Consider the following 26,072-nt stretch of genomic DNA (forward strand, 5'->3'; position numbering starts at 1 on the left):
GCCACCCAAATTGATTGAACGCTCTCCCGGTCAATCTGCTGACGGGCCTTGTTCAATCCACTTTGAATCCGCGGTAACGGGCGGACCCGGTTAACTTAGGGGGATCATAGCTCGGCTTACTTCGTGCAGATCACATCACGCAGATCTACTCCCCTTGGCGAAAACACCTCTGAGTTGGATGCTCTTCATCGGTCTGATGTTGATATTGTTGTACAGTATACCGCAAACGGCGGGATATATTCAAGTGGCAGGGCGCCTTTTTTCATGATCAGATCGTAACCTTCCAGGCAGCACCAGCCCACTCGGCCAAGACCGCGACAGCGCCGAAGCTATTCCTTTCAGGAAACGGTCATACTGTACTATAATGAAAGAGGTTTGAAAACAGCATTCATGCATCAGGAGGACTGGCGTTGATCGATTCATTAAAGCGGGAGCATGAGATTATCAAGATATGTCTGCTGGCAGGCAAAATCATGCTGCAGAGCGGGGCGGAAACGTATCGGGTCGAAGACACGATGATGCGGATCGCCGCGTCTTTTGGCGTGGAGAACAGCCACAGCTATATGACGCCGACAGGCATTATTTTTTCGGTGGAGGAGCCTCAGCATATCACCCGGCTGATCCGGATCTCGGACCGGACAACCAACCTGTATAAAATCGAGCAGGTGAACACCGTATCCCGAAGCATCAGCATGGGGGAGCTGACCATCGAGGAGGCTTACCGGAAGCTGCAGCAGATTGAACGGGAGGAGGCGCTATATCCCTCCTGGCTTCTCATTCTTGTCGCGGCTCTGGCAAGCGGCTGCTTTTTGCTTATGTTCCGCGGGGTGTGGCCGGATTTTATCCCCTCGGCGATTGCCGGAGGACTCGGCTTCACCTGCTTTGTATATATGCATCGCGTGATCCCGGTTCGGTTTTTTGCCGAGTTCTCCGGGGCGCTTGTCATTGGCATCGCATCTGTGTCGATGGTCAAATACGGATTCGGACAGCAGCTGGATACGATCATTATCAGCTCGGTCATGCCGCTGGTGCCGGGCCTGCTCATTACCAACGCGATTCGGGATTTAATGGCGGGGCATCTTATATCCGGCTTGTCCAAGGGAGCGGAGGCGTTTGTCACTTCCTTTGCCATCGGGGCAGGCATCGCCTTTACGCTGTCATTTTATTGAATGAGGAAGGGAGAGAGCGGCAATGATGTATGTGGAGCACCTCGTGACGAGTTTTATCGCTTCCGCGGCCTTCGGGATGATCTTTAACGCCCCGAGAAAAGCGCTGCTGCAATGCGGCTTTGCAGGCATGGTGGGCTGGATTCTATACATTTGGCTGCAGGAGATGATGGTTAATCCGATTCCTGCGACTGTGGTGGCGGCCTTCTGCGTGACGATGATCAGTCACTTTTTTGCGAAAAAATATAAGACCCCCATCATCGTATTCAGCGTATCGGGCATCATTCCGCTGGTGCCGGGGGGGCTGGCCTACAATGCGCTTCGCAACGTGGCGGAGAACCAGTTCGACCAGGCGGTGCAGCTCGGGCTGCAGGCGTTCATGATCTCCGGCGCAATCGCGCTCGGGCTGCTGCTCTCGGAAGTGATCAATCAGGTTCTGAGGAAGCTGGTGACCCGTTGAGGAGAATCCGGGAATGGAAGCTCGGTCCATAGGATATCATCAGCTTACCGTATGTCGGCTGCACGGCCGGGATGCGGTTTTTTCGCGTTGGACGGGGCTTGCAAGCTTCGACTTACATTTCCCTATCACAGGAAAGAGGTCTGTAGTTATGAGAAAAAGGGATAGCGCATCCACGCTTCCACCCATGCCCTGTCAGGTGTCATTATAATTGCCAGTGAATTCATATTATTCCTTTTTATTGTCTGAATCAGGAGCTGTGCCTTATAATCTACTTGCACTGAATGATCTGTAATTTAAAGTGTTGTGTAACCGCATTCAACAAGCTTCGGAGTATATAAAAAAGCTGTAACTACGCAAAGCGACATCATTCAGGCGATGGCTGTATTCCACTCCAGATCAGGAAGAGGGATGATCCATGCAGGAGCTGGCGCTGCATCTGTTCGAGCGGATGGGCATGCTGCTCATCCTGACCTTTATATTGACGCGAATCCCGCTGTTTCGTCAGCTGCTGGACCGGCGGGAAATCTCCGGATTGCAAACGCTGTTGAACGCTTTTCTGTTCGGGCTGTTTGGCATCCTTGGCACCTATGCCGGGGTCGTAGTGGAGGGGAAGGAGATCAGCTCCTCCTTCTGGCTGCTCCCGCTTCAGCCGGATCAGGCGCTGGCGCATGCCGCGCTGGTCGGCGTGGTGATCGGGGGATTGATTGGCGGCCCGCGCGTCGGCTTTGGCGGCGGCCTACTGGCCGGAGCGCATCTGTTCTACATGGGCGGCTACACCGGGCTCGCAGGCTTGATCGCAGCGCCGCTGACGGGCATCCTGGCCGGTGGCGTCGCCCGGTTCTTCTCGCAGGAGCGGGTTGTCTCCCCGGCCAAGGCACTGTTCGTTGGCATGTTTGCGGAGGTGCTGTACATGGGGGTCATTCTGATATGCGCGGATGATGCCGCCCAGGCGATTGAACTGGTCGATCTGATCGGTCTGCCGATGGTGCTGACAGGCAGCATCGCGATCGCGATCTTCACGACGATGCTGCGGGTGGCGCTGGCGGAGGAAGAGCGGGCAGCAGCCTACGAGACGGAGAAGGCGCTGCATATTGCCGAAGCTGCGCTCCCCCATCTGAAGCAGGGGCTGACCTACCGGACGGCCCAGGCGGTCGCCGATCTGCTGCTGCGGGAGCTGAAGACGACGGCGGTCGCTGTCACTGATACGGAGCGGTTCCTGGCCCATGCCGGAGCGGCGAGCCGGACGATTGATCCGGGGGAGCCGATAGCGTCCCTGCCGGCCCGGCAGGTCATCTCCACCGGCGTGCTGCAGGTGGTGGAGCATGAAGAGGATATTCAGCCCCGTCATCCCTCGCTCGGGGCGGCCATTCTCGTGCCGATGATGGAAGGTGCGAGAATCGTCGGCGTGATCCAGCTGTATTTCAAGCGGCCGCAGGACATCGGACGCGTCGAGCTGGCCATGGCCAGGGGGCTCGGGCAGCTGATCTCCTATCAGCTGGGCGCAACTTCCCACGAGAACATGGCCAAGCTCATGAAAGAGGCCGAGCTGAAGCTTCTGCAGGCGCAGATTCATCCGCATTTTCTGTACAACACCCTCAATGCGATTCATTCGCTGATCCGAACAGACCCGCAGCTCGCCAGACACGCGACGATGCAGCTGGGCGCCTTCATGCGGCTGAATGGGAAGGTTATGGCATCCCGCAGAACAACCATCCGCGAGGAGATGGAGCTTCTGGGCGCCTACCTGGATATTATCCAGATCCGCTTTGAGCACCGATTCGCATTCCATAGCGAGCTTGAACCGGATCTGATGGACCTTCATATTCCGCCAGCGACACTTCAGATGCTGGTGGAGAACAGCATCAAGCATGGATTCCGCCACACGGCCAGAGGCGGCATTATCAGGCTCTCGGTATATCGTGACGGCGACATGGCCGTCATCCGGCTGGAGGATAACGGCTGCGGCATCGCGCCGGCCGTGCTGGAGCGACTCGGGGAACGGCCGCTTCACGAGGCCGGGGGGAGCGGTATCGGCATTTACAATATCAATCAGCGGCTGATGAGTTTGTTCGGCCGGGAGACCCGGCTCATGATCGAAAATCTGGCGGAAGGCGGCTGCGGGATATCGTTCCGCATCCCTATCCGCATATCGGAAGGGGGGCAGTACCTTGAAGCGAATTAGAGCGATGATTGCCGAGGATGAACGGCTGGCCAGAGAGGAGCTGGTCTACCTGCTGCAGCAGGAACCGGATATCGAGCTGCTTCCGCATGCCGAGAGCGGCCGGGAGCTGCTGGAGCTGGCTTCGCAGTGGAAGCCGGATGTCGTATTCCTCGATGTCCATATGCCGGAGCTTGAAGGCCTTCAGGCTGCCCGGATGCTTAAGGCGTCAGCTGCATCGCCGCTGATCGTGTTCACGACAGCCTATGACGAATATGCAGTGGAGGCGTTCGGCCTGAACGCCATTGATTATTTAATGAAGCCGTACAGCCACCTGAGGTTCCGGGAGTCACTGGAGCGCGTACGCGCCCGCCTGTTTACAGAGCTTCCTTCGCCAACAGAGCCGTCCGATCCGGGAAGCAAGGCCGGGCAAGAGGAGCCTTCCCCTGCGGAGAACCGGGGCCGCGCCATGCGAGGCAAGCTGCTGCTTGATGACGGAGGCAAGCATGTCCTGGTTGACCCGGAAGCGATTGTATACGCGGTGCGGGAGGAGCGAAGCATCGTCATTCATACCGCGGAAGGGCGCAAGATCAAGAGCAAGCATACGCTTCAGGAGCTGGAGGAGCGGCTTGCGGGTTATTCCTTCTTTCGCCCGCATCGCAGCTATCTGGTGAACGTAGACCGGATTGCAGAGCTGTTGCCGTGGCAGAATGGCGCCTATAACCTCGTGTTGAAGGACGGGGATGGGACGGTCATCCCGTTGTCCAGAGAAGCAGCCAAGGATTTGTTCAGGCTGCTGCGTGAGAGCTAGTGATTAGGGAGGCGCGGTCCTGGCTACCCGAAGCATGATGCCCGAAGGGCTACCTTCCCAGGCGGAGATCACCTGTGATCCGGTGCTGTTTCGCACCATCCGTCGCCGCTCGATGCGGTCCACACGCGGTACACGGCATTTCGCGCAGAGATGGCGACGCTTCGCGCAAAGGCGGTAGTATGCGAATCAGGTCGCGTATATAATCAATTTGAAGCGCTTACAATTTGATTGGATTGAAACGCACTCTGCTGTGGATGGAGGGGAAATGGAATGGAGACCAAAGGAAAAAGCTATATGGAAGTATGGCATTCCGACAAATTCAAAAAACTGCTCACACACAAGAAACGTTTCATAGTTCCGATGACTGTATTTTTTATGCTGTTTTATTTTGCACTGCCGATTCTTACCTCGTACACGGACATCTTGAATCATCCGGCAGTCGGCCCGATTACCTGGGCCTGGGTCTTTGCCTTCGCCCAGTTCATTATGACTTGGGTGCTGTGCATTCTGTACACCCGCAAGGCTTCGCAATTCGACCGGATTGCGGATGACATCAAACAGGAGATGGAGGCTTAAGCGTATGGCGATTGCGTTATTTTGCGGTATCGTACTGCTCACGCTGATCATCACGTATTATGCCGCCAAGAAGACAACGAATACGAGCGATTTCTATACGGCAGGCGGCGGCCTGAAAGGCTGGCAGAATGGAACCGCGATTGCCGGCGATTATATGTCGGCAGCGTCCTTTCTGGGGATTGCAGGGTCCATCGCGCTGGTGGGCTTCGATGGCTTCTTCTACAGCATCGGCTTCCTAGTAGCTTATCTGGTTGTGCTGTATCTTGTCGCGGAGCCGCTGCGAAATCTCGGGAAATATACGGTGGCGGACATGATTGCCGCCCGCTTCTCGGATAAGAAAGTTCGCGGTGTAGCTGCGCTCAATACGATTTCAATCTCCATCTTCTACATGATCGCACAGCTTGTCGGCGCGGGCGCGCTCATTAAGCTGCTGCTGGGGCTGGATTACACGCTGTCCGTTCTGATTGTCGGTGTGCTCATGACGATCTACGTCGTATTTGGCGGCATGCATGCCACCAGCTGGGTGCAAATCTCGAAGGCGGTTCTGCTGATGATTGGTACGTTCATTATTTCCATCATCGTATTCGCCAAGTTTGACTTTAGCCTCACGAACATGTTCGAGCATATGAAGACGGCGACGCCGCTGCAGGAGGCCTTCCTCCACCCGGGGAACAAGTACAACGTACCGCTGGAGACGCTGTCGCTGAACCTGGCGCTCGTGCTCGGGACTGCCGGTCTGCCTCATATTCTGATCCGCTTCTTTACGGTGAAGGATGCGAAGACGGCGCGCAGCTCGGTCGTCTACGCCACCTGGATTATCGGCCTGTTCTATGTGATGACGATCTTCCTTGGCTTCGGGGCTGCGGCCTTTGTCGGGACGGCTGACATTACCCAGGTCGATACCGCAGGCAATATGGCGGCGCCGCTGCTGGCCAAGGCGCTTGGAGGCGACTTCCTCTTTGCCCTCATCTCGGCAGTCGCCTTCGCAACCATACTGGCAGTTGTTACCGGACTTGTGCTGTCGGCAGCCTCGGCCTTTGCCCATGATTTCTACGGTCAGATCGTGCGCAAAGGAACCTCCTCCGAGAAGGAGCAGCTGAAGATGGCGCGTTACGCCTCCATCGGCGTATCCATTCTTTCGATTCTGCTGGCGCTGTTCGCGCAAAATATGAACGTTGCCTTCCTCGTGTCGCTTGCTTTTGCCGTGGCGGCCAGCGCGAACCTGCCAGTTATTCTGTATACCGTCTTCTGGAAAAGATTCAATACCACCGGCGCGGTTACAGGCATGCTGACAGGTCTGATCAGCACCGTTGTTCTGGTTGCGCTCAGCCCGAACATCTGGGACCCGAACGGTCAGGCCATTCTGACAGGAACTCCGATCTTCCCGATGACCAATCCGGGCATCGTCTCGATTCCGCTCGGCTTCCTGGCGGCATATCTCGGAACGTACTTCTCCTCCTCCAAGGATGAGGCGAAATACGCCGAGGTGCTGGTGAAGGCTAACACGGGAGCATAACCGGGGACAGAAGAGGGCATCAGGCACGAAGTCTGAAGCCCGGAGTCTGAAACAGGTGTCTGTGCCTGATGCCGACGTTAGATGGCTTAAAGCGGATGAAGGACATAGAAAGGGGGACTCCTGCTGCTGTTACAGCAGTGAAGTCGCCCTTTTTTTGTCATTGCAAGCAGAAATCAACGAACATAGGAAGAGGGTAGTGAATATTCCATATTTATTTATGACGGAATTTGTCATATCCTATAATCAGGAACGGAGCGTCTGTACAACATGCAGTTGGTCCATTTCCATACATACTTACCAGAGGAGAACTTCATCAAAATTATGAAAACTAGCAAGCGTACGATGAGCAGACAGAAGCAAGTCCTGCTGCTATTAGCAGCTATCCTGTTCCTGGCATGTGCAGCCTTCGGATCCTACTGGTATTACAAATACCAGACCCGGTTCATTAATTATGCCAAATCCGAACCGCTCATTCCGGTGCAATCCACAGCCGAAATTGACAGCGATTATGACACGATTGTGGTCGGAACCGACCCGGAAGGCATTGCTGCGGCGTTGTCCGCAAGCCGAAACGGGCAGCGTGTGCTGCTGGTCGATGGCTATCAGCGAACGATGCTTGGAGGTCTGATGACCGAAGGCGGGCTGAATACGATTGATTTTAACTACTCGCCGGAGCAGCCTTCCTTTCTGGCTACGCTCCGTCCGGTCAAACTATTGAACAAAGGAATTTTTGAGGAATGGTATTCCTACTTTAATACGTCATCCTTCGATACGACACAAGCGGCCAACCGCTTCTATCAGATGGTTGCTGCGGAGCCGAACCTTGACCTGCTGATGGGGGTGCAGGCGATGGCGCCTGTCGTGGAACGCTCAGGAGATCAGGCAGTCGTGACCGGCGTCGTGCTCACTCTTCCGGACGGACAGGAACATACCGTCCATGCCGGTGCAGTCATTGATGCAACCCAGAATGCGGATATTGCGGCCGCTGCCGGCGCGCGATTCACGGTGGGGCGCAATGATACCGAGTCCGGCGGCACGCAGTTCATGGCTTCAACGCTGGTGATCAAGCTGAGTGGTGTTACCCAGGAAGCATGGAACAAGATGCTGACGCACGGCCCGGACACTTCCGGTGACCGGATGAGCATCTGGGGGTACACGGAAGCGCGGCATTATGAATCGACCCGCCCGGATCGTGTCAAGATGCGGGGGCTGAATATTGGCCGTCAGAACGACGGAACCATTCTGATCAACAGCATGCAGCTGTTCCAGGTAGACCCGCTGGATCCGCAATCGGTTGCGGAAGGCTTGCGGGTCGGTCAGGAAGAGGCGCCGCGGATTGCCGAATACCTGACGACTACGTTTGAAGAGTTCTCGGGCCTGTCTTATGCCGGAACAGCATCCGAGCTTTACATCCGGGAATCCCGTCATCTTATCGGCGAATACAGACTGAAACTGGCGGACGTTATGGAGAATCGCGTGCACTGGGACGATATTGCCTACGGCTCCTATCCGATCGATATTCAAAGCACGAGTGACGGCAGGACCGGCACCATCATGATGAAGCCGGAACGCTATGGCGTGCCATTTCGGACCCTTGTTCCTGTAGGTGTGGACGGGCTGCTCGTCGTCGGGCGCTCCGCCAGCTTTGATTCCATCCCGCATGGCAGCGCGCGGGTCATTCCGCTCGGCATGGCGACCGGCGAAGCGGCCGGGGCGGCAGCGGCATTTGCCTCCAAGCAGCAGATCAGCTTCAGGGAAATGTCACATTCCAAGGAGTTGATCGGTCAGCTGCGCACGATGCTGGAGAAGCAGGGGATGGATCTCACCCCGCATCATGTGCAGGAACCGGCCTATTTGACGCACAAAAACTACAAAGGCCTTCTGGCAGCGGCCAGCTTGTACCTGACCTCCGGCAACTATACGAATGACGGCTGGGCGCTCGATTCGCCTGCCAACGTGCAGCGTTTCTTCAATGCGGTTGCCCAGCTGTCGAACGCGTATCCGGACCTGTTCCCGAATTTGTCTTCAAGCGTGCTGAGCCATCTGGATGATCCAAGACAGCAGGCGCTCGATCTGTCTACAGCTACGTATATTCTGGCTTCGTCCATATTCGGAAGGGACCAGGTGACACCGGATACGTCGCTTGCGGAATTGATAGACAGGGGCTGGATTGCGGAAGAGACGCTGAGTCAGATTAGTGATCCGCAATCGCTAACCAATGGCGATTACTTTATGCTGATTTATGATCTGTCACAGAGCTATTTGCATCTCGAACTGGATGCATCCACGATATAGTGAACAGCCCCGGAAGGGGGATTCCTGCTGCCTCGCAGCAGTTGAATCCCCCTTTTTTGTCATTTTACGGTAAAATAGTAGGCGATGATGCATGATTAAAGCGAAGGAAGGAGGCCTGTAGTGAACATTTCCGGCATCGTATTTTTTCTGGCGATCGTGGTCGGCACGCTGATGATGACGTATTACGCGGCTGGCAGGACCACCAGTACCCACGATTTCTATGCGGCAGGCAATCGCCTGAACGGCCTTCAGAACGGGCTGGCGATCTCTGGCGACTATATGAGTGCAGCCTCCTTTCTCGGTATTGCCGGTTCGATTGCGGTGTATGGCTTTGACGGCTTCTTTTATTCGATCGGATTTCTGGCCTCCTATGTGATCGTTCAATATTGGATCGCCGAACCGCTTCATAATTTGGGCCGGTATACGATGGCTGATGCGGTGGCGGTCCGGTTCCGGGAGCGGCGGCTGCGCGGGCTGATCGCACTGAACAATCTGATGATCACCGTCTTTTATATGATTGCCCAGCTCGTCGGTGCAGGCTGGCTCGTGCATCTCTTGTTCGGACTTGAGACCTCGTGGGCGATTGTGCTGGTGGGGATTCTGATGACGGTGTATGTCACCTTTGGCGGCATGCTGGCCACATCCTGGGTACAGATTGTGAAATCGATTCTGCTCGTCAGCAGCACCTTTATTATTAGTCTGATCGTACTGGCCCGGTTCCGGTGGGACCTGCCGGGACTGTTCACCGCCATGCAAGAGGCAACGCCGCTGAAGGAGCGGTTTCTCCAGTCCGGGAACATGTTCGATCATCCGCTCGATATGCTGTCGTTTAATATGGCGCTGGTGCTGGGAACGGCAGGGCTTCCGCATATCATCGCCCGTTTCTATACGGTGCGGGACCCGCTGGCGGTCAGGCTGTCGGTGAAGACAGCTACGCTGACCATCGGCATTTTCTATGCGATGACCATATTCCTCGGGTTCGGGGCAGCCGCCTTTGTGGATTGGTCGGCATTGTCGGAACGGGTGGAGCTGGCGATACCGCTGCTTGCAAGCGCCCTGGGCGGCGAGTTTCTGATGGCGTTTGTGTCGGCGGTGGCTTTTGCCACAATTTTGGCCGTCATTTCGGGCCTGGTGTTAACCGCCTCATCCGCGTTCGCTCACGATGTGTACAGCAGCATATTCCGCGGCGGCCAGGCGAGCGAGAAGCAGCAGATGCGGGTTGCCAAGCTGTCTGCCATAGCGGTCGGGCTGGCCTCCATCGTGCTTGCGCTGGGTGCGCAAAAGCTCAACGTGGCGTTCCTGGTCTCGTTTGCCTTTGCAGTTGCCGCCTCCGCCAATCTGCCGGTGCTGTTGTTCACGCTGTTTTGGCCCCGTTTTAATACGGCTGGCGCCATGCTGAGCATCGCCTGCGGCCTCGTAACATCGCTGGCCTTCATTGCGCTCGGCCCGAACGTCATGGACCCGGAATCCGGATGGATCCGGGCCGAGGCGATATTTCCGCTCAAGCATCCCGGCATTGTCTCGATTCCGAGCGGATTTGCCGGCGGTATCATCGGATCGCTGCTGGCGGGGCGAGTCAGCTCGAAGGGACAGTTTGAGGTGATGCAGACGATCGCCCATGTCGGTTCCGTTGACCGAAAGAAGGCTTGAGGCGGGGATAGTGCCGCTAATCAAGCGGGGTTCACGAGCGGGCGGAGAACAGGTCAGGATCCAGCGATAGCATACGAAGCGGCAGCCTGCAGCAATGCCTTCGGTCACGAAGGGCTGCTGCGAGCTGCCGCTATTAGGTCTGTTGTATTTGAGATCAAGGGGATTATTTAATGCCGATCCGCATGCGGTAGCTAAACATGAGCGGAAGCGTCCGGCCTTGGAAATAGTCCGTGACCAGCGCCTGGAATTGATCCAGCTTCGCATGGATTTCCGGCAGGTTCAGCTTGAAGACGGTCTGAATTCCGCCTTGGCTGACAGCAAGGCCAATATAACGCTCGGCTGTAAAAGGCTCAGTGTGATGGAACACAATTTCCTTGGTGAATCGAAAATGTCCGCTCTCCCGGATATGCTTCAGATGCTCGTCCTTATTGCCTTTATAAGCCTGCTCCGCGGCATCGACATGGCGGTCGATCAATTGCTCGGAGAGCTCGATCAGTTCATGGTAGGCCAGTTCCACCTGCCAGTCCAGACTTGGCGGCCAGTCGCAATCGTAGGCGGCGAAGATGCCTCCCTCACGCAGGACGCGGGCAATTTCTTTCAAGGTGGACACCGGCTCCATCCAGTGGAACGACTGGGAGCAGGTGACAATCTCGGCCGCGCCGTCCGGCAGTTCCAGCTGATTGGAATAGCCGGGAACAAAGGACATCTCGGCCGCTTGAACCTGATCGTCTGTGGGCGCACCTGCCAGCGACATCAGCTTGTCTACCGCTTTGCTCCGCATATCGTCGTTCGGCTCGACCCCGATAATTCGTGCTGCGGTATCTCTCCACACGAAGCTGGACAAGCCGGTACCGCTGCCGATGTCAACAACGAGAGAAGGCCTGTGCCCGAGATATTGGGTCAACAGGGTAACGACTTCCTGCGGAGCCTCGGGGCGATGCTGGTCATACGTGTCCTGGAACCCGTTGAAACGCTGCACGTTGCTCAGGCGATTGCCTTCGGGCACGGTTGTGGCGGATGGAACTTTGCTTGTTTCCTCTGTCATTGCATGGTCATCTCCTTTTGTCTCTGATTCGACTCGCGCATGCATTCACACGGGCTGCCGATGTGTCATCGGCATCGTGGATCATTTGCGGCTTATACGACTATTTATTGAGCGAGCTCCTGATGCGGTTATAACGATCATATCATGCCTGAGCGATGCCAGTCATTGGGCTGGAGATATTCGCGTGGGGAATAAAGGGCGGTCTAAACGGTTATGGGTAGTGTACATAAGGCGCGGGCATGTACAATAGAATCAATATAAGTCGAAGACGTACGGCTGGCGGCAGAGGGTAAATGACGGCGGAGTCCTTAGCGCAGGAGGACCCCGCTCGCATAGCCTGATGCTGAGAAGCGCACAGATCGACAGAGGCCGGGCAACCGAACAACCGGCCATCCGGCCATCCGGCAAACCGGCCCGGGCCCGGGCCGCAGGCTCAGATAAGAACAGGAACAGGAAGAGGGAATTACAATGACAGCAACGATGCATAAAGGGATATTTTTTGATGTGGATGATACGTTATACGACCATTTGACTCCGTTTCGGGGGGCCGTGCAGGAGGTGGCCCAGCCGGCAGATTCATTCCCGTATGAAGCGGCATATCACCGGATGCGGTATTATAGCGACCGCTTGTCCGAGGAGCTTGGCGGCGCGGGGGCGGCGGCCTACGGGGAGGCGGTGCGAGAGATGCGCGTGCGCCGTTTCCAGCTGGCGCTGGCGGAGTTCGGCATTGCACTGGATGAGAAGCAAGCGGAAGCGGTTCAGCGTGTTTATCATGAGCGCCAATTCCGCATCGAGATGTTTGATGGCGCTCGGGAGCTGCTGCGGACGCTGGTTGAAGCCGGCCATATCGTCGGGCTGATTACGAACGGGCCTGAGGCGCATCAGATGAACAAGATCAGGGCGATGAACCTGGGCGATCTTATCCCGCCGGAGCGGCTGTTTGTATCAGGCGCGGTGGGATGGGACAAGCCGGACGCCCGAATCTTCCGGCATGTGAACGAGGCGACAGGAACGCGGCCGGAACACAGTTATTACATTGGCGACTCCTGGCGCAACGATGTGGTTGGCGCGCTGGCCGCAGGATGGCATGTCATCTGGTTCAATCACCGCGGTGTGAAGCCCGAATCGGATAATGAGCCGCATCATGTGGCGGCGAGCTATAAGGAGCTGGGTGAGCTTCTTGCCCGGCTTGGATGCGTATAGGCGTGCACATGGCAGGCGGTCGGTCGGTCAACTTGCTCATGCCGTCCCGTAGTGCTGCTGTGCCGCTAGCTTCTATATTCTAATTCATTCAGGCCGATCCTGCATTCAGGCCGGTCTGCCAATATCCTGCCTTGTATAAGCCCGCTCCTTCCTTCTGGATTCCCCCGCCCCTGTGCCTGAATGGGCATCCCCTCTACTCCGTATATTGCTTGCGAAACTTCAGCGGTGATATTCCGAAGCGGGCCGAGAAACGCCTGGTGAAATAGGGCGGATATTGAAATCCGACATGCTCGGCGATACGCGATATGGACCACGGAGTGGTCAGCAGCAGCCGCTTGGCTTGATCCAGCCGATACTGGAGCAGAAATTCGGCGGGAGTGATGCCATAGGCTGTCTTCATGCAGCGTGTCAAATAGTTATAGTGATAATGAAGCGCCTCGGATAATCGGGCATTGCTGATCGGCTCTCTGTAATGCCGTTTGATATACGCTTCAATCTGCTCGGCTACCTTGTGAACCCGGGTCTGCTCCTGGTCGATGCGGGATCGGTCCAGCAGCTGCATCAGCTCGATGAACAGCGTCTGCTCCCGCCAAAATGCAGTCGAACGCGGCTCCACCGTCAAGAGCTGCAACGCTTCCAAGAGACGGAAGGCCTGCTCCGGGTCCGGCATCCGCCCTTGCTTCGGCAGCTGGATGCTGTGTGCCATCGGGCTGTCTTCACGGCTTGCATCCGGCTCGTGACACTGAAAGTGCAGCCAATAAAAAGAGGACTCCTCCAGGCATCCCTGCACCGAATAATGATAGGCATCCGGGAGCAGAATGACCATATCGCCAGGCCCCAGCGCCCACTGCTGGCCTTCCTCTCCGAGATAGAGACATCCCTTGTCCACCATGATGAGATCGTATACCCCCAAGTTGCGCCGGCTCGGGTGACTGTCCCCGGGGGCATAGAAGGATCTGCCGGATTCTATATAGAAGGGCAGCGGGAGCGGGGAGAATGTCAGAAGGGAATGATCAGCCATTTGCCATCACCTGACCCTGTGTGAAATTGTATAAAAAACAAGCTCATATCTGTTATCGCTTTCATCTTATCACAAAACGTAAAATGGGAGGAGCAAGGGCTATTATATATCGTTCAAAGGAGTGTTTAATCATGCTCACGATCACGGCACCTTCCAAATCTGTTCCGCTTCAGCAAGTGAAGCTTGATGATCCGTTCTGGTCCCAATATGTGAAGCTGGTGAGAGAAGTTGTCATTCCATACCAATACGAGGCGCTGCACGACCGGATACCGGGGGTTGAGCCGAGCCACGCAATTGCGAATCTTCGGATCGCAGCCGGAAGAGCGCAGGGGGAATTCGGCGGGTTCGTATTCCAGGACAGCGATCTGGCCAAATGGATGGAGGCGGCCGCCTATTCCATCGCCGTACATCCGGATGCTGATCTGGAGAACAAGGTGGACGAAATTATAGATATGATTGAGGAGGCCCAGCAGCCGGACGGCTATTTTAATACGTATTTCACGATTAAAGAGCCGCAGAAGCGCTGGACCAATCTGACCGATTGCCATGAGCTGTACTGTGCAGGGCACCTGATGGAGGCCGCTGTAGCTTATTATCAGGCAACCGGGAAGCGCAAGCTGCTGGATATTGTCTGCCGGTTCGCAGACTATATCGACGCTGTGTTCGGCCCGGAGGAAGGCAAGATTCACGGCTTTGACGGGCATCAGGAAATTGAGCTGGCGCTGGTGAAGCTATATGAAGTGACCGGGGAAGAAAGATATTTGAAATTGAGTCAGTATTTTATCGATCAGCGAGGCACCGAGCCGCACTTCTTCCTTGAGGAATGGGAACGGCGCGGCCGGACATCCTTCTTCTCGCGAACGTCAGCCCCGCCTCACCTGGACTATTACCAAAGCCATATTCCGGTCAGAGAGCAGCGGGAGGCTGTCGGCCACTCGGTTCGAGCGGTGTATATGTATACGGCGATGGCTGATCTGGCGGCCCGCACGAACGATGCGCAGCTGCTTGAGGCTTGTCAGGCGCTATGGCGCAACATTGTCCATAAGCAGATGTATGTTACAGGCGGGATCGGTTCCACCCATCACGGCGAGGCGTTCACCTTCGACTATGATCTGCCTAACGATACCGTCTATTCAGAAACATGCGCCTCCATCGGGCTGATCTTCTTCGCGCGCCGCATGCTGCAGCTGTTCCCGAATTCCGAATATGCCGATGTGATGGAGCGGGCGCTGTACAACACAGTGATCGGAAGCATGGCCAAGGACGGCAGACATTTCTTCTACGTCAATCCGCTCGAGGTATGGCCGGATGCGTCCCGGAAGAACCCTGGCAAGCACCATATTAAGCCGGTTCGGCCAGGCTGGTTCGCCTGCGCATGCTGCCCGCCTAATGTAGCCCGATTGATGTCTTCGCTCGGCGAGTATGTGTACACCTCAAGCTCGGATACGCTATTCACTCACCTGTATATCGGCGGCGAAGCCAACGTGAATTTCGGGGACGTCCCGGTGAAGGTTGTGCAGAACAGCGACTTGCCGTGGGGCAGCAGCGTCAGCATGACCGTCCAGCCTGAACAGGAGACCGAATGGACAATCGCTGTCCGTATTCCGGGCTGGTCGCGCGGCCAAGCGGTCCTGCGGGTGAACGGAGAAGAGATGGATCTGAATGCGGTGGTGAAGGACGGATATGCTTACCTTCGCCGGGTGTGGGCAGATGGCGATACACTGAGTCTGGAGCTGTCCACGGCGGTTCAGGTGCTACGCTCGCATCCTCATCTGCGGGCCAATGCGGGAAAAGTTGCAATCCAGCGGGGACCGATTGTTTATTGCCTGGAGAGCGTCGATCATGGCGCGCCGGTTTCCTCGATATTGCTGGCATCCGAGCCGAATCTGAAGGCACAGTTCCATCCGGATCTTCTGGGCGGTGCGACCGTCATTGAAGGTGAAGGTTGGCTCGAGGAAAGCGATGATTGGAAGGATGATCTATACCGGGCCTCTGCGAAGAAGCTGCGTCCGGTTACGATTAAGGCCATCCCTTATTATCTGTGGGGCAATCGCGGCGAGAATGAAATGGCCGTCTGGATTCGTGAAGCTCCCGCTCTGACCTGACCTGATTCATCATTATAATCTCTAGGCTCCATCATTCCTGCACAACGAACAGCGGGACTTCGTATCCTATCGGTTACGAAGCCCCGCTGTTTTGCCGTCCGGTTCGAGCACGAGCACAATAGACCAGCAATCGCCCTTCTCCTATCTTTCAGGTCATCCCACAAGCTTGTGTGCTCATTCGTTCCCTAATGCGAACCTGATCCGCAGCATCATGGCCTGGCCCATCACGTGTGGTCAAGCGCATATGCTGCCGTAACTCGATGACTGCGCCGCCGCTGCATAGCATCTTCTACGGTTCCAGAAGCTTCCGAACGGAGGCTTCAATCTTCTCCGGCGTATCCGTCGGCGCAAAGCGCTGGACGACCTTGCCGCTGCGGTCAATCAGAAATTTGGTGAAATTCCATTTAATCGCCTTGATCCCGAGCGCGCCTGGAGCCTCCTCGGTCAGATGCTTGAACAGGGGGTGAGCATCTGCTCCAAGCACATCGATTCTTGCAAACAGCGGAAAGGAAACGCCAAAATTCAACTTGCAGGCTTCCTCAATCGCCGAGTTATCCTCCAGCTCCTGATTCATGAACTGATTGCTCGGAAAGCCGAGCACGGCAAAGCCTTGATCCCGGTACGTCTGATACAGCTTCTCCAGACCTGTAAACTGAGGGGCGAAACCGCATTTCGTGGCGGTATTGACGATCAGCAGCACCTGTCCTTTGTAGGGCGCCAGCGTTTGCTGCTCTCCCCGGATCGTTGTGACTTCAATGTCGAATAAACTCATCCCTATCATTGCCTCCTTTCACCTTCCTGAGGTGATGTTGTACGCGCCTGTTTCAGACTTCTCTCTGTTTCATCTCTGCTTCGAATCCCGGCTTGTTAGCTTTAGGTTATCCGCTTTCCCAACGGATTGCAAATGGGGATCGCAGCGCATAACAACAAGCCGGATGAGATGTCCGACATAATTTCACCAGGAAAAAATTACATCAAAACATGGACGAAACGGCCGGCTTGTGATAATAGTTAATTGAGGATTTTGTAAAATCCTGACTGAAGTATGAGGAATTAGGGGGACGTCATGAGTCTGAAAAGCCAAATGCTCAAGTCAACGCTGATCAGCGTTTTTGCCTTTATGCTGGTTGTACTGATTGTCCTGATTCCACGGGACTTGAATATGAGAATTGAAGGCTATATCGTTGTAGCCGACCCGGCCTTCAAGTGGAGTCAATTTACGGAGAATGTCTATCAGTTTTTTAGCAACGCGATTGCCAGTGGCAGCCTCGGACCGTCCCGATACCAAGGACAATCTGCGGAGGCGGCCGCTTTCGAAGCCGTGGGGATGAGCCTGCTGGTTATTGTTTCTGCTCTGTTCTTGGGGCTGGTGTTTGGCGTTCTGAAAGGGGTTGCCGATTATAAGCTGTCCAAGACCAAATTCAGCGTGTTCGGGAATTGGACAACCTGGCTCTTCCAGTCGATGCCGGATTTCTTCCTGATGCTGGTGATCCAGTGGTATCTCGTCAAGCATGTCCCGTTCATTCGTTACTTTGCGGTTGAGGGATGGGAGGCTTTTGTCATTCCGGCGCTGCTGGTGTCAATCTATCCCGTCGTTTACATAGCAAGAATTACTTCCAGCTCGCTCGCGGCCCAGGAGGGGAAGCTGTACATTATGCTGGCCAAGGCGAAGGGGCTGAGAGACAGGGTGATTGTCTTCAAGCATATGCTGTTAAACGGCATCGGCCTTATATTGACCCACCTGCCCGGGCTGCTCGTATACATATTGTCGAACCTGTTCATCGTCGAGCTTTACCGCAACTATCCCGGCGCGTCCTGGCGCTTGGTCCAGGCCCTCGACTTTAATGCGTATACAGGGACGGGGCCAGGTTATGAACCAGGGATTATTATCTATATCTGTTTTAGCTTTATGGTGCTGTTTCTGCTGGTGCAGTGGATCAGCCATATGGCTCGTCGTTTTTTGGGACCGCAATAAGGGAGGAAGTATCGTTGAAGAATGTTCCATTGTGGCTAGGCGGATTCTTAATCGCATTTCTTTTATTTGTAGCGTTTATCGGACCTTATCTGCCCATGATTGACATGGAGCTGAATCAGGAGCGGTCGCGCTGGGTTACGGAGGACAAGCTGGCCCTGCCCGCATTCAAACCATCGGCGAAGAACTGGCTTGGCACGGACAAGAACGGTGTGGACAATCTAAGCAAGCTTGTGGTGGCGGCGAAAAGCACTCTGTTCATGGTAACCGCCATTGCGGTCGTTCGCTATTTGATTGGCGTGCCGCTCGGATTGCTGGCGAGGAAGAAGAGAGGTTTCTTCCACAGCCTGGTCTCCTTTATGGAGCAGATATTCTCATTCATGCCGCCGATATTTGCCGCAGCACTGCTGCTGGCTATTCCGTTCTTCCTGTTTACGGAGAACCGGATTGCCTGGGCCATTGTGATCCTTGCAGCTGTTGAGGCAGGCAGGGTGGCAACAACGGTGCAGGAGCAGGCTAATCAGCTGTCCCGGGAACCATTTATGGAAGCGGGCATTGCGCTGGGTCTCACTTCCCGCAAGCTGATGAGGAATTATTATTTGCCAGCGCTGGTTCCGCAGCTGATCGTCAACTTCTGTATGGATATGGGCAAAGCGATGCTGCTTCTGGGTCAGCTGGCGATCATAGGGATCTTCATCTCCCACGAGTGGAAAGAAGTTGAAGAGTACACGATGCAGTTTGTGGAGACCGGGGTGAACTGGGCTACCTTGCTGTCCAGTAACCGCATGGACATCTACCTTGGCAAAATGGAGTTTGTCATCTATCCCGCCGGTGCCATGATGCTGGCTATCATCGCGTTCAACCTGTTCGGCGAGGGGCTGCGCCGTCACTTTCAACTGAAGGGCTGATGGCGGTTTCGCCCTGCCCGGAACGTTCATTCAGGCTGTGCCCAGACGGATACGCTGCCTCCATTTACCGGAAATACAGCATATCCGTCCGGTCCAATTGTGATCCGGTCGCTTCGCGCTTGCGTCAGATCCACCCACACCTCGCCGGCGCGGTGCTCGCCGACATGCATTCGCTTCTCGCCCGCATCTCCGTTCGAGATGACGACTGCGCATCCGGAGCCGTCCATGTCCGGAAACCCCTTGCGCACCCAGCCGATGGTGTTCGGGTGGTCAAAGTAATCGATCTGCTCCCCGTATGCTTTGGACCGGCGGGCGTACAGGAGCGGATCGAGCACCTCCTTTTTGCCGGGAATAGGATGCTCCCCGCCAATCCCGTAGTAATCGCCGTAGAAAACAACCGGATAACCATCCTTCCGCAGCAGAATTAAAGCATAAGCGCTGGGCTTGAACCCGTCTTGAACCCAGGACTCCAGCGACTCCTGGGGCTGGGAGTCATGGTTGTCCACGAACGTGACGGCATGCAGCGGATGGGACTGCACCAGCGTGTCATCCAATATCGTGCGAAGATCGAATGCCCTTCCGCCCTGGGAGGCAGCTTGCAGCTTGTAATGCAGCGATACATCGAACAGATCGATTTTGTAATCTACCGTATCGAGGAAGTCCCGACAGTCCGCAAGGTCCGGATTCCAGAACTCTCCGAAGATATAGAAGTCCTCCCCGCGCTTTTTCTGCATCTCCACGGCAAATTGTTTAATGAAATCATGGTTGATATGCTTGATTGCATCCAGCCGGTAACCGCTGCACTGAATTGTATCGACCAGCCACTTGCCCCATTCAATCATCTCCTTGCGCACATCGGGATGCTCGTAATCCAGATTGGCGAACATGAGATAATCATAGTTGCCAAACTCATGATCCACCTTGTCATCCCAGCCCTTATGCTCCCCAACCATTCTATATATCCCGCTCTGCTGCCGAGATGCGTCATAGTCGGTGCCGTTAAAATGCTGAAAGTTCCATTTGAAGCTTGAATATTGATCCCCTCGACCGGGAAATGTGAACTTGGTCCATCCTTCAATCTCAAAGGGCTCGGATATGACCTTGTTGCGGTCCATCGCATCCACCTGGACAACCTGAAACCGCTCGGTTTCATCCGCGCCTGCCTTATGATTCATGACGAGGTCAACATAGCAGGCAACGCCGTGTTGCTGACAAGCGGCAATGGCGTCTACAAGCTCCTGCTTTGTCCCGTATTTCGTTCGGACTGAGCCTTTCTGGTCGAATTCCCCCAGATCATATAGATCATATACGCCATAGCCGTTATCTTCTGCAGAGAGGGCTTTGGTCACCGGCGGGAGCCAGACAGCGTCGATGCCGAGTTTGCTCAGTTCCGGAGCCAGTTCGCGGAGCCGGTTCCAATGTGAACCGTCCGCAGGCAGATGCCACTCGAAAAATTGCATCATCGTATGATTTTGATTCATCATGCAGCGCCTCCTAACAGTTCCATTTTGTCCGAAAAAAAGCCGAAACAGACTATAAGCACCCTAGACCTTTAATAACAACACACCTTAAACAATATTTCTGTCTCTTCGATGATTACAATGCGCGGGAGTCGTTAAAAATAGTACTGTTGCTTAACTGAATCTGCAAAAATTTAGAATAGAAGGAGGATCAGACGATGAAAACATGGAATACGATTGCGCTGCTGCTGCTCATTATCGGGGGCATCAACTGGCTGCTTGTAGGGTTGTTTCAATATGACCTTGTTGCAGGCATATTTGGCGGACAAACTTCAGGAGCCTCCCGTGTGATTTATACCTTGGTCGGTTTGTCCGCATTGTATTGTATTCGGCTCTTCGGATATGTAAGTAATGATGACAGATCTGCCGCGAGATAAGTCAATATATCTAACTTCAAATGTAACAAAATGAAAATTGCATGGATTACAGAAAGTTTACATGAAGAAAGGCCGTTTCCTTGAAAGGAAGCGGCCTTTCGGCATTTTCTTCGCATTGTCATTTCCGTAAGTGCCGATTAATACTAGTCAAATTCAACATATTCAACTAAAATGAACCATGTTAAAAGTGTAAAATCAGCGTAAAATACGATCTTAAAAACAACATATTTACGGATATGCCCGTCAGCTTCTAGAATAAACCCAACAGCCGCGCTGGACGCATTGATGATATGTAAATGATAAATTACATGACATAATATGATGTGTTCCAACGATGAAGCTGATTCCCTTAAAGAGAACGGAGACAAGAGACAACAGGCATAATCAAGGGAGAACTTGAAGGAAAGGGGGAGACAATGCCGCTCCGATTGTTCTTTATAGCCGTTTAGCTGTGAAGCGCATCATGCATGGCTTTCAGCAGCGTGCGCGTCTGATCACAGCTGTACTCCCAGAACATGATCCCTGCAAGGCCCTGATCCTGGATGTACTTGCACTTGTGGGCAAGAGATTCGGCATCATCATACGTAATGAAGCTGCTTCCATTAAATAAATAAGGAGCTTTGGCTTCATCGTCCCAGTACCTGGTGTACTCCGGATTGTTGAAGTAATCGGCAGCAAGCTGCGTATAGGTGGGCCCATATCCGCCCGGGCCAGGTGTCATCTGCAGGAGACCGTGATTGCGATCAGGGACATCCTTCCACATCCGGGAGTAGAATGCGGCACCGATGACAATTTTGTTCAGGGGCACACCCGCCTGGGTGAACAAGCGTACGGATTGATCGCTACTAATCCGGAACAAGTCGCCGGTGGAGGTGTACAGATTCGTATGATGCCCTGTCAGTGTCTGAAAGCCGCCGCGCATATCGTAGGTCATGAGCTGGACGAAATCGAGATAAGGGGCCACGCGATCCATTTCGGTACCATCAAGGTAATATTGATCGGCGCCGGCTGCGATGGTCAGCAAGTAATGCCGATGGCCCCTGCCGTACTGGTCCAGAGTGTCCCGCAGTTCTTGCAGGAGCAGCGTGAAATTCTCCTTGTCCTTCGGGGAGGCGGCAATGTTGGCCACCGCATAAGTCGGGTACTCCCAATCGAGATCTATGCCATCAAACGGATAACTTCTCAGGATCTCGATCGCGGACTCGCAGAAGCGTCTTCTGCCTTCGGCCGTCATGGCCGCTTCAGAGAAACCGCCGGCACCCCAGCCGCCTACGGACAGCAGAATGGTCAACTCGGCGTTGATCGACTTCAGACGAAGCAGTTCGCTTGCCGTTTCAGGATAAGGATACGTAATGGCTGCGTCCTGGACGTGACCAAACGCAACGTTCACATGGGTGAGGCGCTTCGCATCGTCGGCCGTAACCTCCGGCAGTGCATTTCTGCCTACATATCCGGCCAGAATTTTCGTAACCTTGGTCATGATCATTACCCCTTTCATCAAATCGAAGTGAAATGCATTTTTCCAAGAGTAAGTCCAGTTCCAGCATATGTCAACCCATGCACCAGAAGAGAAACAGATTTCACTGCCCTGGCTGGAAGCGGACAAACGGCTTATACCCAATTCGTTATAAAAGCGCTATCATTTTAGAAAATCAGCCTAGACGATATCACTGCAAAAGGAGGGGAAGTGATGCAGCAAGATGTTCAAGCCGCCTTGCCAAACAGCATACCGGACCCGTCGGTTCCGGTTCAGAAGAAGAGGACGTTGTGGCGTAGAATCACCCGGAACTGGGAGCTGTATCTGTTCATCGCGCCAGCATTTTTCTACTTTCTGATCTTTCATTACGGCCCGATGTACGGGATCCAGATCGCTTTTAAAAACTTCATCCCTACGATGGGCATCACCGGAAGTCCCTGGGTTGGATTCGAACACTTTGTGCGTTTTTTCGACTCCTATTATTTCTGGGATTTGCTTTGGAACACCCTTAGCATCAGCTTGTATGAGCTTGCCGTCGGATTCCCGCTGCCCATTATTCTTGCGCTTGCCTTCAATGAGGTGAAGGATTCCTTCTTCAAGCGTACCGTGCAGACCGTCACTTACGCGCCGCACTTTATCTCGGTCGTTGTCATGTCCGGTATGATCATTACCTTTTTGTCGCCATCTTCAGGCATTATTGTGCATATAATTCAGTTTCTCGGCTTTGACGCTCCCCAGTTTCTGACCGATCCGGCCTGGTTCAAGACGGTGTATGTACTGTCCGGCGTGTGGCAGAGCACGGGATGGGGGACGATTATCTACCTGGCCGCATTATCGGCGGTCGATCCGCAGCTTCACGAAGCTGCCATCGTGGACGGCGCCAGCCGCTGGAGACGCATTATGCATATTAACATTCCGGCGATTGTACCGACCATTACCATTTTGCTGATTCTGAACATGGGCAGCATTCTCGGTGTAGGATTCGAGAAGATCCTGCTGTTGCAGAACCCGCTGAATATGGAGGCTTCCGATGTGATCTCCACCTTCGTCTACCGATCGGGATTGCTGGATGCGCAGTACAGCTTCTCTACCGCTGTCGGATTGTTCAACTCGGTGGTGAATGCGATTCTGCTCATCGTTGTCAACCAAATAGCCCGCCGGACAAGCGAAAACAGTCTGTGGTAGAAGGAGAAGGAGGGAGAAATCAATATGCCATCTGCAGTGAAAGAAAGCAGAGGAGATCGCTGGTTCCTGCTGTTTAACTACATGTATCTCCTATTTGCACTTGTCATTGTTCTGTATCCGCTGGTGTATATCATCAGCGCCTCAATCAGTGATCCGAGGTATGTCAGCTCAGGTGAAATGTGGCTTTTGCCCAAAGGCATTACGTTTGAAGGCTACGCCCGCGTATTCGAGAATTCGAAGATCTGGACGGGATACAAGAACACCATTATCTATGCGCTGGTCGGGACGGCCGTGAACCTGCTGGTGACGATGCCGGCGGCCTATGCGCTAAGCCGGAAGGACTTTGTCGGTCGGGGATTCTTCATGGGCATGTTCCTGGTGACGATGTTCTTCGGCGGAGGGCTTGTTCCAAGCTACCTGCTGGTGAAGGATCTGGGCATGGTCAACAGCATGTGGGCGCTTATTCTTCCCGGTGCTGCTTCGATCTGGAACATCATCGTGGCCCGTACGTTCTTCCAGTCGACGATTCCTAGAGAGCTGCAGGAAGCGGCTCATATTGACGGATGTACGAACCTCAGACTGTTTATGAAAATCGTGCTTCCGCTCTCGCTTCCTATCATCGCGGTGATGGCTCTATTCTATGGCGTCGGTCACTGGAACAGCTACTTCAGTGCCATGATCTATCTCAATGAGGAAGCGAAATATCCGCTTCAAATGATTCTGCGACAAATCCTGGTTCTGCAGGAGATGGGCTCGGAGATGACCGGACCGGTCAGCGGAGAGGTGGCACAGGCACTGGCGAACAAGGCCGATGTCGCTGCGCTGGTCAAATATGCGGTCATCATCGTATCCACCCTGCCGGTCATTGCGGTATATCCGTTCCTGCAGCGTTATTTTGTACAGGGCGTGATGATCGGTTCGGTTAAAGGTTAACATCGCGCTGGCCATTCTTCACCTCGGTCAGACCGCGATGAAATAAATGAACATCACAAAAGGGAGGCTCTTATTATGCGAGGTTTAAAAAGAAAATGGGCTATTATTCTTACGTTATCGATGCTCTTCTCGATCTTGGCAGCTTGTGCTTCTTCTTCCCCTTCTACATCCGAACAGCCTGAAGCAGGCAGTGCAACAGGCAGCAATGTGAACAAGGAAGGGTTCCCGATTGTGAATGAGCCCATCACCTTAACGATGATGGCGAAGGATGCCGGGATGAAGAACTGGAGCGAAATGCCGGTTATTCAGGAGATGGAGAAGATGACCGGGATCAAGTTCGAGTTCCGGAACGCACCGCTCGACAGCTTTGATACGAAGAAAAACCTCGTATTTGCCAGCGGCGACTATCCGGATGTATTCTACGCCGCAGAGCTTACTCAAGACGAGGAAGTCCGGTATGGAGGTCAAGGGGTGCTGATTCCTCTGGAAGACCTGATTGACGAATATGCGCCGAATATTAAGAAGATACTCGATGAAAATCCGGAGGTTCGCAAATCGATCACAACCCCGGATGGGCATATCTACTCCCTGCCTCGCATCGACCTGTCCGCCGTATGGTATCGCGGTCCGATGTGGTATAACGGCGAATTCCTGAAAGCTCTGAATATGGACAAAATTCCGGAAACGACCGAAGAGCTCTACACGTATCTGAAACGCGTGAAGGAAGAGGATCCGAACGGCAATGGTCAAGCGGACGAAATTCCGTTCTCCTCCGTTAAGCTGGATGATGTGCGGATGTTCATGCTGGGCTGGTGGGGCATTTACGGCGAGGTCATTTACGCAGACAAGGACCACAACGTGCATTACACGCCGATGCAGGAAGGCTATAAAGGCTATCTGACATTCCTGAATCGGCTCTGGAACGACGGGTTGATGGATAAGGAAACCTTCTCTCAAACGGACGACCAGAAGAAGTCTAAAGGGAAGAACAATCAGCTGGCGATCTTCTCGGACTTCCATCCGTACTTCACGCTTGGCGGAGATCCGAATCCAGAGGATGAGCTGATGAAGCCGCTGAAGAGTGAAATTGCAGATTCACCGGTATACGGCAAGCATCCAGGGCTGTCCAGAGGCGCATTTGCCATCACAAGCTCCAACAAGGCACCGGAAGCGACTATGCGCTGGATCGACTATCTGTACAGCTATGAAGGCGCCGTGCTGTTCGATCTGGGACCTGAAGGCATGCTGTGGAAATACACCGACAAGGACAACCGCGTGAAAGAAACCGTCCCAGTGGAAGGAGACCGCGAGGAATTCCGCGCGACGCTAACGCCGAACTATGGCATCGTGACACCGGGCATCGTGAACAATGATGTACAGAAGGGTCTGAAGACCGACTATGACGAGTTCCTGATCAAGGAAAATGAAGAGAAACTGCTGCCTTATGCGAAAGTTCCTTATCCGCTTGTATATCTGACTGCAGAGGAGACGGAGGAGATCAGCAAGCTTCGTTCCGATCTTGACACCTATGTTAAACAGATGGAGGCTAAATTCGTAATTGGCCAAGAGCCGCTGACGAACTGGGATGCCTACGTCGAGCAGATCAAGAAGATGGGCGGGGAGCGCATCGAGGAAATTTATCAGGCTGCCTACGATCGCTGGAACCAAAACCAATAAACTAAAATGGCGTGATC

Annotated in this window: 21 protein-coding genes; 16 read left to right on the plus strand and 5 right to left on the minus strand. The window is 54.2% G+C overall.

Going from position 1 to position 26,072, the window contains the following annotated elements; genetic code table 11:
- The first annotated feature begins 410 nt into the window (after window positions 1–410).
- From MKX64_RS11370 to MKX64_RS11405, 8 genes are all read left to right on the plus strand, one after another.
- On the plus strand, window positions 411–1,169 hold the full coding sequence (locus MKX64_RS11370) for a threonine/serine exporter family protein (protein ID WP_095265049.1): 759 nt from the start codon (window positions 411–413) through the stop codon (window positions 1,167–1,169).
- A 22-nt stretch (window positions 1,170–1,191) separates the two neighbouring features.
- Window positions 1,192–1,626, plus strand: coding sequence for a threonine/serine exporter family protein (locus tag MKX64_RS11375; RefSeq protein ID WP_095265048.1), 435 nt, complete (start codon window positions 1,192–1,194; stop codon window positions 1,624–1,626).
- Window positions 1,627–2,041: 415 nt separating this feature from the next.
- Window positions 2,042–3,808, plus strand: coding sequence for a LytS/YhcK type 5TM receptor domain-containing protein (locus MKX64_RS11380; RefSeq protein ID WP_095265047.1), 1,767 nt, complete (start codon window positions 2,042–2,044; stop codon window positions 3,806–3,808).
- On the plus strand, window positions 3,795–4,595 hold the full coding sequence (locus MKX64_RS11385; protein ID WP_341035843.1) for a LytR/AlgR family response regulator transcription factor: 801 nt from the start codon (window positions 3,795–3,797) through the stop codon (window positions 4,593–4,595). Before MKX64_RS11380 ends, MKX64_RS11385 begins: the two co-directional genes overlap by 14 nt.
- Window positions 4,596–4,865: 270 nt before the next feature.
- The gene (locus tag MKX64_RS11390) at window positions 4,866–5,171 is read left to right on the plus strand and encodes a DUF485 domain-containing protein (protein ID WP_095265045.1); all 306 of its coding nucleotides are present in this window, start codon (window positions 4,866–4,868) and stop codon (window positions 5,169–5,171) included.
- Between the two features lie 4 nt (window positions 5,172–5,175).
- The gene (locus MKX64_RS11395) at window positions 5,176–6,687 is read left to right on the plus strand and encodes a solute symporter family protein (RefSeq protein WP_413773637.1); all 1,512 of its coding nucleotides are present in this window, start codon (window positions 5,176–5,178) and stop codon (window positions 6,685–6,687) included.
- Between the two features lie 321 nt (window positions 6,688–7,008).
- Entirely contained in the window at window positions 7,009–8,982 is a 1,974-nt protein-coding gene (locus tag MKX64_RS11400) for an FAD-dependent oxidoreductase (RefSeq protein ID WP_341035845.1), read from the plus strand.
- A gap of 120 nt (window positions 8,983–9,102) precedes the next feature.
- Window positions 9,103–10,632 (plus strand): solute symporter family protein, encoded by a 1,530-nt coding sequence (locus tag MKX64_RS11405; RefSeq protein ID WP_095265042.1) that lies wholly within the window; start codon window positions 9,103–9,105, stop codon window positions 10,630–10,632.
- Window positions 10,633–10,795: 163 nt separating this feature from the next.
- Here the strand turns inward: MKX64_RS11405 and MKX64_RS11410 are convergent, their stop codons facing one another.
- Complete coding sequence (locus tag MKX64_RS11410) at window positions 10,796–11,677, minus strand: class I SAM-dependent methyltransferase (RefSeq protein WP_095398871.1); 882 nt, start codon at window positions 11,675–11,677, stop codon at window positions 10,796–10,798.
- 468 nt (window positions 11,678–12,145) lie between these two features.
- Here MKX64_RS11410 and MKX64_RS11415 point away from each other — a divergent pair, with 468 nt between their 5' ends.
- Window positions 12,146–12,880: an HAD family hydrolase gene (locus MKX64_RS11415; RefSeq protein WP_341035848.1), complete on the plus strand. Its 735-nt coding sequence runs from the start codon at window positions 12,146–12,148 to the stop codon at window positions 12,878–12,880.
- 193 nt (window positions 12,881–13,073) lie between these two features.
- Here MKX64_RS11415 and MKX64_RS11420 read toward each other — a convergent pair whose 3' ends face one another.
- The gene (locus MKX64_RS11420) at window positions 13,074–13,901 is read right to left on the minus strand and encodes a helix-turn-helix transcriptional regulator (RefSeq protein WP_095265039.1); all 828 of its coding nucleotides are present in this window, start codon (window positions 13,899–13,901) and stop codon (window positions 13,074–13,076) included.
- A 131-nt stretch (window positions 13,902–14,032) separates the two neighbouring features.
- On the opposite strand from MKX64_RS11420, the gene MKX64_RS11425 reads away from it, so the two are divergent.
- Window positions 14,033–16,006 (plus strand): glycoside hydrolase family 127 protein, encoded by a 1,974-nt coding sequence (locus MKX64_RS11425; RefSeq protein ID WP_095265038.1) that lies wholly within the window; start codon window positions 14,033–14,035, stop codon window positions 16,004–16,006.
- Between the two features lie 289 nt (window positions 16,007–16,295).
- Here MKX64_RS11425 and MKX64_RS11430 read toward each other — a convergent pair whose 3' ends face one another.
- Entirely contained in the window at window positions 16,296–16,778 is a 483-nt protein-coding gene (locus tag MKX64_RS11430; protein WP_095265037.1) for a glutathione peroxidase, read from the minus strand.
- Between the two features lie 294 nt (window positions 16,779–17,072).
- On the opposite strand from MKX64_RS11430, the gene MKX64_RS11435 reads away from it, so the two are divergent.
- A complete protein-coding gene (locus MKX64_RS11435; protein ID WP_095265036.1) occupies window positions 17,073–17,981 on the plus strand; it encodes an ABC transporter permease subunit in 909 nt (302 codons plus the stop codon).
- A 14-nt stretch (window positions 17,982–17,995) separates the two neighbouring features.
- The gene (locus MKX64_RS11440) at window positions 17,996–18,886 is read left to right on the plus strand and encodes an ABC transporter permease (RefSeq protein WP_095265035.1); all 891 of its coding nucleotides are present in this window, start codon (window positions 17,996–17,998) and stop codon (window positions 18,884–18,886) included.
- 26 nt (window positions 18,887–18,912) lie between these two features.
- Here MKX64_RS11440 and MKX64_RS11445 read toward each other — a convergent pair whose 3' ends face one another.
- A complete protein-coding gene (locus MKX64_RS11445) occupies window positions 18,913–20,367 on the minus strand; it encodes an alpha-amylase (RefSeq protein WP_095265119.1) in 1,455 nt (484 codons plus the stop codon).
- 197 nt (window positions 20,368–20,564) lie between these two features.
- Here MKX64_RS11445 and MKX64_RS11450 point away from each other — a divergent pair, with 197 nt between their 5' ends.
- On the plus strand, window positions 20,565–20,783 hold the full coding sequence (locus tag MKX64_RS11450) for a DUF378 domain-containing protein (protein ID WP_095265034.1): 219 nt from the start codon (window positions 20,565–20,567) through the stop codon (window positions 20,781–20,783).
- A gap of 445 nt (window positions 20,784–21,228) precedes the next feature.
- On the opposite strand, the gene MKX64_RS11455 is transcribed toward MKX64_RS11450, so the two are convergent.
- Window positions 21,229–22,263 (minus strand): glycoside hydrolase family 18 protein, encoded by a 1,035-nt coding sequence (locus tag MKX64_RS11455; protein ID WP_155618921.1) that lies wholly within the window; start codon window positions 22,261–22,263, stop codon window positions 21,229–21,231.
- 210 nt (window positions 22,264–22,473) lie between these two features.
- Between MKX64_RS11455 and MKX64_RS11460 the strand changes: the two genes are divergently transcribed.
- The 3 genes from MKX64_RS11460 (at window position 22,474) to MKX64_RS11470 (ending at window position 26,055) form a co-directional block, all read left to right on the plus strand.
- Entirely contained in the window at window positions 22,474–23,445 is a 972-nt protein-coding gene (locus MKX64_RS11460) for an ABC transporter permease (RefSeq protein ID WP_341035851.1), read from the plus strand.
- Window positions 23,446–23,469: 24 nt separating this feature from the next.
- On the plus strand, window positions 23,470–24,378 hold the full coding sequence (locus tag MKX64_RS11465) for a carbohydrate ABC transporter permease (RefSeq protein WP_095265031.1): 909 nt from the start codon (window positions 23,470–23,472) through the stop codon (window positions 24,376–24,378).
- Window positions 24,379–24,453: 75 nt separating this feature from the next.
- Entirely contained in the window at window positions 24,454–26,055 is a 1,602-nt protein-coding gene (locus tag MKX64_RS11470) for an extracellular solute-binding protein (protein WP_155618919.1), read from the plus strand.
- Window positions 26,056–26,072 lie beyond the last annotated feature (17 nt).

This window comes from Paenibacillus sp. FSL M8-0334 (genome assembly GCF_038000405.1).
Lineage (GTDB): Bacteria > Bacillota > Bacilli > Paenibacillales > Paenibacillaceae > Paenibacillus_AQ > Paenibacillus_AQ campinasensis.